The organism is Streptomyces sp. NPDC001549 (assembly GCF_042894025.1).
Classification (GTDB): Bacteria; Actinomycetota; Actinomycetes; order Streptomycetales; family Streptomycetaceae; genus Streptomyces; species Streptomyces kutzneri.
Genome location: NZ_JBIAVJ010000010.1, coordinates 206,186 through 220,886 on the forward strand (window position 1 = coordinate 206,186; position 14,701 = coordinate 220,886).

The following is a 14,701-nucleotide window of genomic DNA, read 5'->3' on the forward strand; positions in this document are numbered from 1 at the left end:
AACGAAGAGATACGACATGAGACGCCATTCCCTGCCCCTGCTCGCCACCCTGATCCCGCTGTCCCTGGCCCTGACCGCCTGCGGCGGCAGCTCCGCCGCCGACAGCGGCGCGGCGACCGCCGAGGGCGGAGCCGGGAGCGGTGCCAGGGTCACGCTCAGCGTCGGGGACCAGAAGGGCGGCAACGAGTCGCTGCTGAAGGCCGCCGGGGAACTGGAGAACCTCGACTACACCATCAAGTGGTCCACCTTCACCTCCGGTCCGCCGCTGCTGGAGGCCGTCAACGCCAAGGCCGTGGACATCGGCGGCGTGGGCAACACCCCGCCCGTGTTCGCCGCGGCCGCCAAGTCGAAGATCACCGTGGTGGCCGCCACGCACGGCTCCTCGGCCGGCGAGGCGATCCTCGTGCCGAAGGGGTCCGCGCTCCGGTCCGCAGCCGATCTGCGCGGCAAGAAGATCGCGGTGGCGCAGGGCAGTTCGGCCCACTTCCAGCTCATCGCGAGCCTGGAGCAGGCCGGCCTGAAGCCGGCCGACGTGACGATCGGATTCCTCCAGCCGGCCGACGCGCTGGCCGCCTTCAACAGCGGCTCGGTCGACGCGTGGGCGGTCTGGGACCCGTACACCTCCCAGGTGCTGCGCACCGGAGCCCGGGTCCTGACCTCCGGCGAGGGGCTCGTCAACGGGCTCGGCTTCCAGGTCGCGGCGCCGGCCGCCCTGGAGGACGCGGGCAAGAGCAAGGCCGTCGGCGACTACCTGAAGCGGCTGCAGCGCGCCCAGGACTGGGTGTTCAAGCACCCGGAGGAGTGGGCCGAGGTCTGGGCGAAGGAGGCGGGGCTGCCGTACGAGGTCGCCCTCGACGCGGTCCGGCGCAGCAACGGCACCCGCGTGCCGGTCGCCGTCGACGACGCGGCCGTGGCCTCCGAGCAGAAGATCGCCGACACCTTCACCGACCTGAAGCTGATCCCGGGCAAGGTCGCCTTCAAGGACTTCGTCGACCCCCGCTTCAACGGCGGCCTGCCGCCGTCCACCACCGCCCCGCGTACGTACGGGAAGGACTCCTGATGACCGTCCGCCTGCACTGGTTCCTGCCCACCGGCGGCGACGGCCGCACCCTGGTCGACCGGCACGCCTACGCGCACAACACTGCCGCACCCGGGGTGCGCGAGCCCGACATCGAGTACCTCGCGCAGATCGCCAAGGCCGCCGAACAGCTCGGCTTCGAGGCGGTGCTGACCCCGACGGGCACCTGGTGCGAGGACGCCTGGCTGACGACGGTGGCGCTCTCGCAGCACACCGAGCGGCTGAAGTTCCTGGTGGCCTTCCGGCCCGGGGTGATCTCGCCGACGCTCGCCGCCCAGATGGCCGCGACCTACCAGCGGATCACCCGCGGCCGGCTGCTGCTCAATGTGGTGACGGGCGGCGACTCGGCCGAGCAGCGGCGGTTCGGCGACCACCTCGACCACGACCGGCGCTACGAGCGCACCGCCGAGTTCCTGTCCGTCGTACGCGGCGCCTGGCGCGGGGAGCCGTACGACTTCCAGGGCGAGCACTACCGGATCGACGGCGGGCTCACCGCGCTGCCGCCGGACCCGCTGCCGGAGATCTTCTTCGGCGGATCCTCGGCGGCGGCCGGGCCGGTCGCAGCCGAGCACGCCGATGTGTACCTGACCTGGGGCGAGCCGCCGCAGCAGGTGAAAGAGAAGATCGACTGGATCCGCTCGCTGGCGGAGGGGCGGGGGCGGACGGTCCGGTTCGGCATCCGGCTGCACACCATCTCGCGCGACTCGGCGAAGGAGGCCTGGGGCGCGGCGGACCGCTTGCTCGGGGACCTGTCGGACGCGGACATCGCCCGCGCGCAGTCCCTGCTGGGCACGAGCGAGTCGGTGGGCCAGCAGCGGATGCTGGCTCTGCACGGCGGCTCCCGGGACGGGCTGGAGATCTCGCCGAACCTGTGGGCGGGGGTCGGGCTGGTCCGCGGCGGTGCCGGTACGGCCCTGGTCGGCAGTCACGGCGATGTGGCGGACCGGATCGAGGAGTACCACGCGCTCGGGATCGAGAACTTCGTCCTGTCGGGCTACCCGCACCTGGAGGAGGCGTACTGGTTCGGCGAGGGGGTGACCCCGGAGCTGGCCGCGCGCGGCCTGCTGGCGCCGTAGCCGGGGAAGATCCGGCGCCCGCCGCGAGTTGGTAGAACCGTGAACAACATGACGCGGGGCGTGGACGTACCGGTCGACGGGCCGGTCGACGTGGACGTGGTGGTCATCGGCGCCGGGCAGGCAGGCCTGTCCAGCGCCTACCACCTGACGCGTGCGGGGCTCGGCCACGTGGTCCTCGACCACGCGCCCCGCCCGGGCGGCGCCTGGCAGTTCCGCTGGCCCTCGCTCACGTACGGCAAGGTCCACGGCATGCACGCCCTGCCGGGCATGGAGCTGACGGGCGCCGACCCTCTGCGGCCGTCGTCGCAGGTCATCGGGGAGTACTTCGCCGCCTACGAGGACCGCTTCGACCTGTGCGTACGCCGACCCGTGGACGTGTCCGCCGTACGCGAAGGGGACGCGGGGCGGCTGCGCGTGGAGACCTCGGCCGGCATCTGGTCGGCCCGGGCCCTGGTCAACGCCACCGGCACCTGGGACCGGCCGTTCTGGCCGCGCTACCCGGGCCAGGAGGCCTTCCGCGGCCGGCAGCTGCACACCGCGAACTATCCGGGGCCGCAGGAGTTCGCGGGGGCGCGGGTGATCGTCGTCGGCGGCGGCACCTCGGCGGTGCAGCACCTGCTGGAGATCGCGGAGGTGGCGGCGGGGACCACCTGGGTGACCCGGCGGCCCCCGGTCTTCCGCGACAGGAGCTTCGGCGAGGCCGAGGGCCGGGCCGCGGTGGCCCTGGTGAACGAGCGCGTGCGCCGGGGACTGCCGCCGCAGAGCGTGGTCAGCGTGACGGGACTCCCGCTGAACGACGCCGTCCGGGCCGGTCTGGCCTCGGGCGTGCTGGCCCGGCGGCCCGTCTTCGACCGGATCACCGCCACGGGCGCCGTCTGGGCCGACGGGAGCCATGTGGACGCCGATGTGATCCTGTGGGCCACCGGCTTCCGGGCGGCCGTCGACCACCTCGCCCCGCTGCGCCTGCGCGAGCCGGGCGGAGGCATCCGGGTCGAGGGGACCCGGGCCGTGCGCAACGAGCGGATCCACCTGGTGGGCTACGGCCCGTCGGCGTCGACCATCGGCGCCAACCGCGCGGGCGGTGCCGCGGTCCGCGAGATCCGCCGGCTCCTGACCCGCGAACGGGCCGGCGCCCCGGTCCCGGTCCCGGCCCCCGCGGCCTGAGCCCGTCGGCGCCCCTCAGCCGGCGTCCGGTTCGTCGAGGGGGATGATCCGGTCCGGGGTGCCGCCGGCCGTGCGGGCCTCCCAGGTCGGGTACACCCGGCCCGTCCCGTCCCGCACGTCCAGAGCGGGATCGGTCCAGCTCTCGGTGGCTTCCGGGACGAGGATGCGCGTGGTGCCCCGCCCCGCGTCGTGGATGAGAAGCGACACGATGTTGTAGAGCTGGCGGCCGATGTCGCCGGGCCCCTGCTCCGGGTGGTCCTTCGGGCCCTCGATCTGGATGGTGAAGAAGCGCTCCCCCACCCAGATGCCGCCCTTGTCCAGCCATTCGTCCTCACCCACGCGCACGCCGTCCACCCAGAGCCGGGCCTTGCCCGGATGGTCGCGGAACAGGAGCACCGACCGGTGGTCGTCGCCGTCGGTGAAGGTCACGTCGATCTCGTGCTTGGACCAGCAGTCGATGAAGCCGCTGCACGCCCCGGGTATCCCCCCGTGCCGATAGCTCGCGAGTTTCCCGCCCGGCGGTACGACGGGATCCTGGCTGCAGGTCTCGGCGAAGCGGCAGGCCCGGTCGACACGCCGGGTGCAGCCGAGCCCCATCGCCGCGATGTCGCGCGCCGATGCCTGCGAGAGCAGCTCTCCCAGGCGTTCCACGTACCGTTCCTCACCGACCAGGGCGGTCAGTTCCGCCTCGTCGTACCACCAGTGCAGCAGGTCCACTCCGACGGGGGAACGGGCCAGCCAGCCTCGCCACTCGACCACTCTGCTGCCCCAGCGTCCGACCATCCGCTCGTACCCTGCCTGCTCGGCGGCCGCAGCGGCCCTCGCGTCCGCGTCCCTGCGCGCCTGGATGCGCTTGCCCATCGACTCCGCGTCGAAGGCCGGCCCGTCGATCGCTTCCGCGCCCTCTTCGGCCTTCGCCTCAGTCTTCGTCTTCGTCTTCGCTCTCCATGGCCATTGCACGGTTCGCCCCCTCGGTCCACGCACTCGGCAGGCCGCCGATGGTAGATCCGTCGCGAGGTCCACCGCCCCTCATTTCCCGGCGGGACCGGCCTGACCTGTGCGGGAGCCGGCGCCCGCGCGGATCCGGTTGAACTCCGCGACGTGCTTCCGGTGTTCCTCGTACGTCGCCGAGAAGCGGGTGTCGCCCGGCTTGACGGTGACGAAGAACAGCCAGTCGCCGGGCGTCGGGGCGACCGCGGCCGCCATCGCCTCCAGTCCCGGGCTGTCGATCGGCGTGGGTGGCAGTCCCTGGCGTACGTAGGTGTTGAAGGGGCTGTCGATCCGGGTGTCGCCGAGCTTGGTGTCCACGGTGCTGCGGTTCAGCGCGTAGTTGATGGTGGAGTCCATCTGGAGCGGCATCGACTTCGCCAGCCGGTTGTGCACCACCCGTGCGACCTTGCCCATGTCGGGGCGGCCCTCGGCCTCGGCCTCGATGATGCTGGCCAGGGTGGCCGTCTGGTACGGGGTCATCCCGTGGGCCTTGCCGCCGTCGGCGACGGCCTGGGTGGCGAGCTTCTGGTTCGCCGTCCGCACCATGTGCGTGAGGAGGGTGGCCGGGGTGGACTTCGAGGTCACCGGGTACGTCGCCGGGAAGAGGTAGCCCTCCGGATTGCCCTTGGCCTCCGCGGGCAGGGCCAGCCCGGCGGTGGCCACCGCCGCCTTCGTGGAGCCCGGCGGGAGCTTCAGCTCGCGGTCGACCGCGGCGTACACCTGCGGGGCCCGCCAGCCCTCGGGGATCAGCAGCCGGCGTGGCGTCTCCGGCACTTCGCCACCGCGCAGTATCGGGATCAGGACTGCCGCGCCGAGGGCGAACAGTGTGCCGAGGAAGAGCGCCAGCCGGCCCCGGCGGGTCAGCCGGGAACGGCGCTGCGGCGGCCGGTACTCATGGCGCATACGGGAACGCTAACCCGCGATTCGTGGCATTTCCGGCACCCGGCCCGTGTGCCGGTCATACGGTCACACATTTACCGGAGCCAGCTGGACGCCCTCGGGCGGCTCGGGCGCCAGCGCGGCGTCCCGGTCCCGGCGGACCAGGGCCGCGTACCGGCCGTCCGCCTTCAGCAGCTCCTCATGGGTGCCGCGCTCGGCGATGCGCCCGGAGTCCAGGACCACGATCTGGTCGGCGTCGCGGACGGTGGAGAGGCGGTGCGCGATGGTGATGGTCGTACGACCCGCGGAGAGATTGTCGATGGCCCGCTGGACGGCGTGCTCGGTACGGGTGTCCAGGGCGCTGGTGGCCTCGTCGAGGATCAGCACCGGCGGGTCCCGCAGGATGGTGCGGGCGATGGCCAGACGCTGCTTCTCACCACCGGAGAACCGGTAGCCGCGCTCGCCGACCAGGGTGTCGTACCCGTCGGGCAGGGAGGCGATGTGGTCGTGGATCTGGGCCGCGCGGGCCGCCTCGGCGATCTCCTCGTCGGTGGCGTCCGGTTTGGCGAAGCGCAGGTTGTCGGCGACCGAGGCGTGGAAGAGGTAGGTCTCCTGGGAGACCACGCCGATCGAGCGGGCCAGCGAGTCGAAGTCGAGGTCGCGCACGTCCACCCCGTCGAGGGCGACGCGTCCGCCGGTGACGTCGTAGAGCCGGGGCACCAGATAGCTGAGCGTGCTCTTGCCGGAGCCGGTCGGACCGACGACGGCCAGGGAGCCACCGGCCGGAACGGTGATGTCGATCCCCGAGAGGGTCGGACCGTTCTTGGTGTCGTACGTGAAGTGCACGTCCTCCAGGGTGACCTCGCCCTTGGCCCGGTCCAGCCGCACCGCGTCCGCGCGCTCGGTGATGTCCACCGGCAGGTCGAGGTACTCGAAGATGCGGGCGAACAGCGCGAGCGAGGTCTGTATCTGCACGCCGGTCGACAGCAGGCTCACGGCGGGCCGGAACAGGCCCTGCTGGAGCGTGACGAAGGCGACGAGGGTGCCGACGGAGAGCGAGGGGGCGCCCGTCTGGAGGGCTATGCCGGCCGCCCAGTAGATGAGGGCGGGCATCGCGGCCATAACGATGCCGATGGTGGACATCCGCCAGCGCCCGGCCATGCTGGAGCGCACCTCCAGGCCGACGAGCTTCTCGGACTCGGCGGAGAAGGCGGAGGTGAGGGACTCGGAGCGGCCCATGGTGCGGCCGAGCAGAATGCCGCTCACCGAGAGCGACTCGGTGACCGTCGCGGCCATGGCGGCCATCTGCTTCTGCCGCTTCATGGTGATCTTCTTGCGCTCCCGGCCGACCCGCCGGCTGATCCACACGAAGACGGGGAGCAGGAGGAGCGAGACGAGGGTGAGCCGCCAGTCGAGCGCGAGCATGGCGACCACGGAGGCGATCACGGCCGTCAGGTTCGAAACGAGCGAGGTCGCGGTGGAGGTGACGGTCGCCTGCATACCGCCGATGTCGTTGGCGATGCGGGACTGCACCTCTCCGGTGCGGGTCCGGGTGAAGAAGGCCAGCGGCATCCGCTGGAGCTGCGCGTATACGGCGGCGCGCAGGTCGTGCATGACGCGCTGGCCGACGGTGGTGGAGATCAGGGTCTGGAGCACGCCGAAGACGCTGGTGACGACGGCGGTGAGGATCATGCCGAGCGCGAGCAGGCTGAGCAGCCCGGTGCGGCCCTGCGGGATCGCGACGTCGAGTATCTCCCGGAGCATGAAAGGCGAGGCGACGCCGACCAGCGAGGAGGCGCCGACCAGCAGGCCGACGACGGCGAGCCGGCCACGGTAGGGCCGGAACAGCCCCACGATGCGGCGCAGCTCACGCGGCTGCTCCGCCGGGGCGGGACGGGCGGGGTCGAGGGGGTCTTTCGATGGGATCCACTTCGGTTCGTCGTGCGGCATGGGCACCCTCTCGGGGGTCAGGAGTCAGGGTCAAGGTCTTCGCGACGTCCCCTTCGGCGAAGTCGGGCTCATTGGAGCATAGGTCATTGTTACCTATACTCACAATGAACGGCATCCTGATATCGTTCCCGCATGAGCTCCGCCTCCGCCTCCGACACCGATCGCCTCCTCGCCGAACAGCTCCTGCGCCTGACGCGCAGGCTGCACCGGATCCAGAAGCGCCACATGGTGCCGCTCGGGATCACTCCCGCCCAGAGTCGTTTGCTGCGCCTCGTCTCGCACTACGAGGGCGAGCAGGCACCCCGGATGGCGGATCTCGCCGCCCGCCTGGAAGTCGTGCCGCGCGCGGTGACCACCCTCGTGGACGGCCTGGAGGCGGCCGAGTGCGTACGGCGCGCGCCCGACCCCGCGAACCGCCGCGTCATCCGGATCGAGCTCACCGACACCGGCCGCGCCACGCTGCGCCGTCTGCGCAACGCGCGAACCGACGCGGCGGAGGAGATCCTGGCTCCATTGACCGCCGACCAGCGCGAAGTGCTCGGCGGTCTGCTGAACGCCCTGTCGGACGCCCCGGCGGAGCGCACCTGCTGACTAGGCCACCCGTGGCCTCGAGGACGCGAGGGGTCGCAGATGCCGCTGCTGGAACCGAGGCCGGGGGCTCTGCGCCCCCGCAGCATCAGCGGCCCCGCCCCCGACCGGCTCCCCGGGCACCGGGCCGGCGGCACGCCCGAGCCGCTGCGCACCGAGCTGACCGAGCTGCTCGGCCCCGAGAAGGTGCTGTGGAAGGTCTCCGACCTGGTCCGCTACGCCTCCGACGCCTCCCCCTACCGCTTCGTTCCCCAGGTCGTGGTGATCGCCGAGGACATCGACGACGTCTCGGCGGTGCTCTCGTACGCCCACGGCCGGCAGCGCGAGGTCGTCTTCCGCGCCGCCGGGACCTCGCTCAACGGCCAGGCCCAGGGCGAGGACATCCTGGTCGACGTACGCCGCCACTGGGCCGGGATCGAGGTGCTGGAGGAGGGCCGGCGGGCCCGGATCCGGCCCGGCACCACCGTGGCCCGGGCGAACGCGGCCCTCGCCCGGCACGGCCGGATCCTCGGCCCCGACCCGGCCAGCGCCGTCGCCTGCACCCTCGGCGGGGTCGTCGCCAACAACGCGTCCGGCATGACGGCGGGTACCACCCGCAACTCCTACCGCACGCTCTCCTCCCTCACCTTCGTCCTGCCCGGCGGCACCGTCGTGGACACCGCCGACCCGCTGGCCGACGAGGAGCTGTCACGCGCCGAACCGGCCCTGTGCCACGGGCTGATGGAGATCAAGCGGGAGATCGAGGCCGATCCCGCGCTCGTCGCCCGGATCCGCGCCAAGTACGAGATCAAGAACACCACCGGGTACCGCCTCGACGCCTACCTGGACGGCACCACCCCCGTCGAGATCCTGCGGGGGCTCATGGTCGGCTCGGAGGGCACCCTCGGCTTCATCTCCGAGGTTGTCTTCGACACCCTCCCGCTGGACCGCGAACTCTGCTCCGCCCTGCTGTTCTTTCCCTCGCTGCCCGCGGCGGCCGCGGCCGTGCCGCTGTTCAACGAGGCGGGCGCCGTCGCCGTCGAGCTGATGGACGGCAACACCCTGCGCGCCTCCGTCAGCGTCGCGGGGGTGCCCGCCGACTGGGCGGACCTGCCCCGGGAGACGACGGCCCTGCTCGTTGAGTTCCGGGCTCCGGACAAGGCCGGCCGGGACGCCTGCGCGCAGCGGGCCGCCCGCATCCTCGACGGCCTCGGTCTGGTCGCCCCGGCGGCGTCGGTCACCAACGCCTTCACCAGCGACCCGAGGACCGTGGGCGGCTACTGGCAGGCCCGCAGGGCCTTCGTCACCGCCGTCGGCGGGGCCCGCGCCCGGGGCACCACCTTGATCACCGAGGACTTCGCGGTGCCGCCGTCCCGGCTGGCCGAGGCTTGCGAGGCGCTCCTCGCGCTCCAGGCGGAGCACGGTTTCGACGCGGCCGTCGCCGGTCACGCGGCCCACGGCAACCTGCACTTCATGCTCGCCTTCGATGCCGCCGACCCCGCCGACGTCGAGCGGTACGGGGCCTTCATGGAGGCCTTCTGCCGGCTCACCGTGGAGCGGTTCGACGGTTCCCTGAAGGCCGAGCACTCCACGGGCCGCAACATGGCCCCCTTCCTGGAGCTGGAATGGGGCCCGGTGGCCGCCGCCCTGATGTGGCGCACCAAGCGGCTCGTCGACCCGGAGTGGGTGCTCGCCCCGCGCATCCTCCTCGACCGCGACCCACGGGCCCATCTGCGCGGCCTGAAGACCATTCCGCAGGTGGAGGCGGTGGTCGACCCCTGTATCGAGTGCGGATTCTGCGAACCGACCTGCCCCAGCGGGGACCTGACGACCACTCCGCGCCAGCGGATCGTGCTGCGCCGCGAGATGATGCGCCAGCAGCCCGGCTCCCCCGTGCTGGACGGCCTGCTCGCCGCCTACGGCTACGACGCGGTGGACACCTGCGCGGGCGACTCCACCTGCAAGCTCGCCTGCCCGGTGGGCATCGACACCGGGGCACTGATGAAGGACTTCCGCCACCGCTGGCACGGCCCGCGCGAGGAGGCCGCCGCCGCGCTGGCCGCCCGGCGGTTCGGGGCCGCCGAGTCCGCCGCCCGGCTGACGGTGGCCGCCGCCGGCCGGATGCCCTCCGGGGCCCGCGACCGGCTGCTGGGGGCGGTCACCGGGGCCGCGCGCAAGGCCGTACGTCCGGACCTGGTTCCGCGGTGGCTACCGCAGATCCCCGGCGCCACCGCTCGGCGACTGCCGCCGACCGGGCGGGTGGGCGCCGCGGCCGTGTACTACCCGGCCTGCGTCAACCGGATCTTCGGCGGCCCGGAGGGCCGGCCCGGACCCTCCCTGCCCCAGGCCGTCGTGGCCGTGTCGGAGCGGGCCGGGCGGCCCGTCTGGATCCCCGGCGACGTCGGCGGCACCTGCTGCGCGACGATCTGGCACTCCAAGGGCTACGAGGCCGGCACCCGGGTGATGGCCAACCGGATCGTCGAGGCGGCCTGGGGCTGGACGGCCGGCGGACTGCTGCCGCTGGTCGTGGACGCCTCCTCCTGCACCCTGGGCATCGCGCGCGAGGTGGTCCCGTACCTGACGCCGGAGAACCGGGCCCTCCACGCGGAGCTGCGGATCCTCGACTCGATCGTGTGGGCCGCCGAGGAGCTGCTGCCGCGTCTGGAGGTCCGGCGCAGGGTGGGATCGGCCGTACTCCACCCCACCTGCTCGATGCGGCACTTGGGCGACGAGGACCGGCTGCGGGCGGTCGCCGAGGCGTGCGCCGAGGAGGTGGTGGTCCCCGACGACGCGGGCTGCTGCGCCTTCGCGGGCGACCGGGGAATGCTGCACCCGGAACTGACGGCCGCGGCGACGGCGCGCGAGGCGGCGGAGGTGACCGCGCGGGCCTTCGACGCGCACCTGTCGGCGAACCGGATGTGCGAGGTGGGCATGGACCGGGCAACGGGGCGGAGCTACTATTCGGCGCTGCTCGAACTGGAGCACGCCACCCGCCCGTGAGCGCCGGGGCGTGCGACCCCCTTGACCAGGCGTCACGTCGTCGCCCGCGGCCGTAAACCTGCTGGCCGCAGCCTGCGTCCCGCGTAAAATCGATTGCCCGCCGCTGGTCCTGAAGGCGAACCTTGCACGGTTTGAACCACTCGACCAGTCATGGGGCGTCATGCAGATCAGCGATCTTCCGTATCCGGATCCAGGGGTACCCGACGCTCGTTCCGGCCCCCGGTTCCTGCTGTGGCTGGGGCGCGGTCAACTCGGCGGACAGCTCAAGAGCCTGTGCTGGGGGATGCTGCACTTCACCGGTGTCGCCGCGCTGCCGTACGCCGTCGGCTTCGGCGTCGACGCGGTCGTCGGCCGTGAGCCGAACGGACTGCTGCCCGTCGGCGCGCTGCTCCTGGTCATCGGCGGCGCCATCTCGGTCGGCGACGCCATGCTCCACCGCACGGCCGTCACCAACTGGATCACCGCCGCGGCACGGGTGCAGCAGCTCCTGGCGCGCAAGACGGCCGAGCTGGGCTCCGCCCTCACCCGGCGGGTCGCCGCGGGTGAAGTGGTCTCGGTGTCCACGGGCGACGTGGAGAAGATCGGATGGTTCGTCGAGGCGGTCTCGCGTTTCCTCGCGGCCGTCTTCTCCGTCGTCCTCGTCTGCATCGGCCTGCTGTTCTACTCCCCCGAGCTCGGCGTGGTCGTGGCCATCGGCGTGCCGCTGATCGCCCTGGCCTCGCTGCCGCTGCTGCCGCGCGCCACCAAGCGCGCCGACATCCAGCGGGAGAAGGCGGGCAAGGCCACCGAGCTGGCCTCCGACACCGTCGCGGGCCTGCGCGTGCTGCGCGGAATCGGCGGTGAGGAGCTGTTCCTCGGCCGCTACCGCGAGGCCTCGCAGGAAGTCCGCAAGGCAGCCGTGCGCAGCGCCCGGATGTGGGCGCTGATCTCCGCGATCCAGGTGGTCCTCCCGGGTGCGCTGATGATCACGGTGGTCTGGTACGGCGCCACGCTCGTCTCGGACGGGCACATCGCGGTCGGTGAGCTCGTCGCCGCGTTCAGCGCGGTGGCGACCCTGCTCTACCCGCTGCGGCACTTCCAGGAGATCGCCATGGCGTACTCCTTCTCGCGTCCCTCCGCCCAGCGGGCCGCCCGGGTGCTGTCACTGACCCGGACGGACGCCGCCGCCTCGCGTCCCGCGCGCACCGAGCCGGTGAAGGCACCGGCCGCGGGCGGAGACCTGTACGACCCGCGGACCGGGCTGCTGGCCCCCGCGGGGCGGTTCACCGCCGTCGTGTGCGGGGACCCGGACCTGGCCGGGCGGCTCGCCGAACGCCTGGGCGGCCACCCCATGGACGAGGCTCCGGCGTCGGACACCCGCGCCGACGCGGGGGCCGACGAGGAGGCCGGTTCCGGGGCCGACGCGGCCGGGGCGCCGTCCGTGCTCCTCGGCGGAGTCGCGCTGGACGAGCTCGAACTGGACACCGCGCGCGCCCTGGTCCTCGTACAGGACAAGGATCCGGTGCTGCTGTCCGGGACCCTGCGGGAGCTGTTCGACGTACCGGCCTCCGGAGCGGTCGAGTCCGGTGCGGCTCTGGGCGCGGCCCAGTGCGCGGACGTCCTGGACGCGCTGCTGCAGTCGGCGCCGGACGGGGTCGAGGACCCGATGGACGCCCGGATCACCGAGCGCGGCCGGTCCCTGTCGGGCGGCCAGCGCCAGCGGCTCGCGCTGGCGCGGTCCCTGGCCACCGACCCGGAGGTGCTCGTGCTCGACGAGCCGACCTCCGCGGTCGACTCGCACACCGAGGCGCGCATCGCGGACGGGATCGCGGCCCTGCGCGCCGGGCGGACCACGGTGGTACTGGCGTCCTCGCCGCTGCTGCTGGACCGCGCGGACCGGGTCGTGCTCATCGACGGCGGCACCGTGGCGGCCGTCGGTACCCACCGCGAGCTGCTGCAGCGCGAGCCGCGCTACCGGGCGGTCGTCACCCGCGAGACCGACGAGGAGCAGCGGCTCGGCGGGCTGGAACTGACAGAGCTGGAAGAAGCACTCACAGAGATCGAGGAATCCGCATGATCGGCGTGGCGCCGCCGGAATACGATCCGGCGGCCCCCGAGTCGGCCGCGACCCTGCCCGTGGGCACGTCTGCGACCGTACGGGGCTATGTGCGCGGCCTGTTCCGGCGCCACCGGCGGGCCTTCGTGGCGCTGGTGGGCGTGAACGCGGCCGCGGTGATCGCCTCCATGGTCGGCCCGTACCTGCTGGGCCGGATCGTGGACGACCTCTCGGCAGGGGCGCGCGAGCTGCATCTGGAGCGTGTGGCGCTGCTGTTCGCGCTGGCGCTGGCGGTCCAGACGTTCTTCACCCGGTTGGTCCGGCTGCGCGGGGCGATGCTCGGCGAGGAGATGCTGGCCGATCTGCGCGAGGACTTCCTGGTGCGGTCGGTGGGTCTGCCGCCGGGCGTGCTGGAGCGGGCCGGTACCGGTGATCTGCTGTCGCGGATCACCACCGACATCGACCGGCTCGCGAACGCCATGCGCGAGGCCGTACCGCAGCTGGCCATCGGTGTGGTGTGGGCGGGGCTGCTGTTCGGGGCGCTCGCGGTGACCGCGCCGCCGCTGGCGCTGGCCGCGCTGGTGGCGCTGCCGGTTCTGGTGATCGGCTGCCGCTGGTACTTCCGGCGGGCGCCGTCGGCGTACCGCTCGGAGGCAGCCGGCTACGCGGCGGTCTCGGCCGTGCTCACCGAGACGGTGGACGCGGGACGCACGGTCGAGGCGCACCGCCTCGGGCCGGAGCGGATCGCGCTGTCGGAGCGGCGGATCTCGCAGTGGGTCGCATGGGAGCGGTACACGCTGTTCCTGCGGACGGTCCTCTTCCCCGTCATCAATGTCACCTTCGTGACGATCCTCGGCTCGGTGCTGCTGATCGGCGGCTACTGCGTGATGCGGGGCTGGATGTCGGTCGGGCAGCTGACCACGGGCGCGCTCCTGGCGCAGATGCTGGTCGATCCGATCGGTCTGATCCTGCGCTGGTACGACGAGTTGCAGGTCGCCCAGGTCTCGCTCGGCCGCCTGGTGGGCGTACGGGAGATCGAACCGGACGCGGGGGACGCGAAGGTGGCGCCCGAAGGCAGGGACGTGCGGGCCCAGGAGGTCCACTTCGGCTACCGGGAGGGTGTGGACGTCCTGCACCAGGTGTCGATGTCCGTGCCGCCGGGCACCCGGATGGCGCTGGTCGGCCCCTCGGGGGCGGGCAAGTCCACCCTGGGACGGCTGCTCGCGGGCATCTACGCGCCCCGGACCGGCGAGGTCACCCTCGGCGGGGCGCGGCTGTCGCAGATGCCCGCGGAGCGCGTGCGCGAGCACGTGGCCCTGGTCAACCAGGAGCACCACGTGTTCGTGGGCACGCTGCGGGACAATCTCCTCCTCGCGCGGGCGGGCGCCGGTGACACCGAGTTGTGGGCGGCGCTGGCGGCGGTGGACGCCGACGGCTGGGCGCGGGCCATGGAGGCCGGTCTGGACACCGAGGTCGGTTCCGGCAGCACGGCGCTGACCCCGGCGCAGGCGCAGCAGGTCGCGCTCGCCCGGCTGGTGCTGGCCGACCCGCACACCCTGGTGCTGGACGAGGCGACCTCGCTGCTGGACCCGCGCGCGGCACGGCACTTGGAGCGCTCGCTGGCCCGGGTGCTGGACGGCCGTACGGTCATCGCCATCGCCCACCGGCTGCACACCGCGCACGACGCGGACGTGATCGCGGTGGTCGAGGGCGGCCGGATCAGCGAACTCGGCTCGCACGACGAGCTGGTCGCGGCCGACGGGGCGTACGCGGCCCTGTGGCGGTCCTGGCACGGCTGATCCGGGAGCGCGTGTCCGGGAGCACCGGGCGAGGGGCGGGGGGGGGGGGCCGGGGCCCCCCCCCCCCCCCCGCCCGCCGGGGGGGGGGGGCCCCCCCACCCCCCCCCCGGGGGGGGGGGGGCCCCCCGGCCCCGGGGGGGGGGCCCCGCCCCGGCACGTGAAA

The 14,701-nt window shown here is 73.1% G+C and carries 10 protein-coding genes; 7 read left to right on the top strand and 3 right to left on the bottom strand.

Annotation, left to right across the window (positions count from 1 at the left end; translation table 11 throughout):
• Positions 1-16 precede the first annotated feature (16 nt).
• From ACFY04_RS19090 to ACFY04_RS19100, 3 genes are read left to right on the top strand one after another with little or no spacing between them, the layout of a single operon-like run.
• Entirely contained in the window at positions 17-1,060 is a 1,044-nt protein-coding gene (locus ACFY04_RS19090; protein WP_389118087.1) for an ABC transporter substrate-binding protein, read from the top strand.
• Positions 1,060-2,154, top strand: a complete 1,095-nt coding sequence (locus tag ACFY04_RS19095) for an LLM class flavin-dependent oxidoreductase (protein WP_389118089.1) — start codon at positions 1,060-1,062, stop codon at positions 2,152-2,154. Before ACFY04_RS19090 ends, ACFY04_RS19095 begins: the two co-directional genes overlap by 1 nt.
• 48 nt (positions 2,155-2,202) lie before the next feature.
• On the top strand, positions 2,203-3,318 hold the full coding sequence (locus tag ACFY04_RS19100; RefSeq protein ID WP_389118091.1) for an FAD-dependent oxidoreductase: 1,116 nt from the start codon (positions 2,203-2,205) through the stop codon (positions 3,316-3,318).
• 15 nt (positions 3,319-3,333) lie between these two features.
• Here ACFY04_RS19100 and ACFY04_RS19105 read toward each other — a convergent pair whose 3' ends face one another.
• The 3 genes from ACFY04_RS19105 to ACFY04_RS19115 form a co-directional block, all read right to left on the bottom strand.
• Positions 3,334-4,278: a hypothetical protein gene (locus ACFY04_RS19105; protein ID WP_389118092.1), complete on the bottom strand. Its 945-nt coding sequence runs from the start codon at positions 4,276-4,278 to the stop codon at positions 3,334-3,336.
• 69 nt (positions 4,279-4,347) lie between these two features.
• Positions 4,348-5,211: an endolytic transglycosylase MltG gene (mltG, locus tag ACFY04_RS19110; protein ID WP_389118094.1), complete on the bottom strand. Its 864-nt coding sequence runs from the start codon at positions 5,209-5,211 to the stop codon at positions 4,348-4,350.
• A 63-nt stretch (positions 5,212-5,274) separates the two neighbouring features.
• Entirely contained in the window at positions 5,275-7,137 is a 1,863-nt protein-coding gene (locus ACFY04_RS19115) for an ABC transporter ATP-binding protein (protein ID WP_389118095.1), read from the bottom strand.
• Positions 7,138-7,269: 132 nt separating this feature from the next.
• On the opposite strand from ACFY04_RS19115, the gene ACFY04_RS19120 reads away from it, so the two are divergent.
• The 4 genes from ACFY04_RS19120 to ACFY04_RS19135 all read left to right on the top strand — a co-directional run bounded on the left by ACFY04_RS19120 (position 7,270) and on the right by ACFY04_RS19135 (position 14,538).
• Complete coding sequence (locus ACFY04_RS19120; RefSeq protein WP_389118096.1) at positions 7,270-7,728, top strand: MarR family winged helix-turn-helix transcriptional regulator; 459 nt, start codon at positions 7,270-7,272, stop codon at positions 7,726-7,728.
• A 39-nt stretch (positions 7,729-7,767) separates the two neighbouring features.
• Complete coding sequence (locus tag ACFY04_RS19125) at positions 7,768-10,704, top strand: FAD-binding and (Fe-S)-binding domain-containing protein (protein WP_389118097.1); 2,937 nt, start codon at positions 7,768-7,770, stop codon at positions 10,702-10,704.
• 160 nt (positions 10,705-10,864) lie between these two features.
• Positions 10,865-12,760 carry an ABC transporter ATP-binding protein gene (locus ACFY04_RS19130; RefSeq protein WP_389118099.1) on the top strand — a complete coding sequence of 632 codons (1,896 nt, stop codon included), beginning with the start codon at positions 10,865-10,867 and terminating at the stop codon, positions 12,758-12,760.
• Entirely contained in the window at positions 12,757-14,538 is a 1,782-nt protein-coding gene (locus ACFY04_RS19135) for an ABC transporter ATP-binding protein (protein WP_389118101.1), read from the top strand. Before ACFY04_RS19130 ends, ACFY04_RS19135 begins: the two co-directional genes overlap by 4 nt.
• The last annotated feature ends 163 nt before the right edge of the window (positions 14,539-14,701 follow it).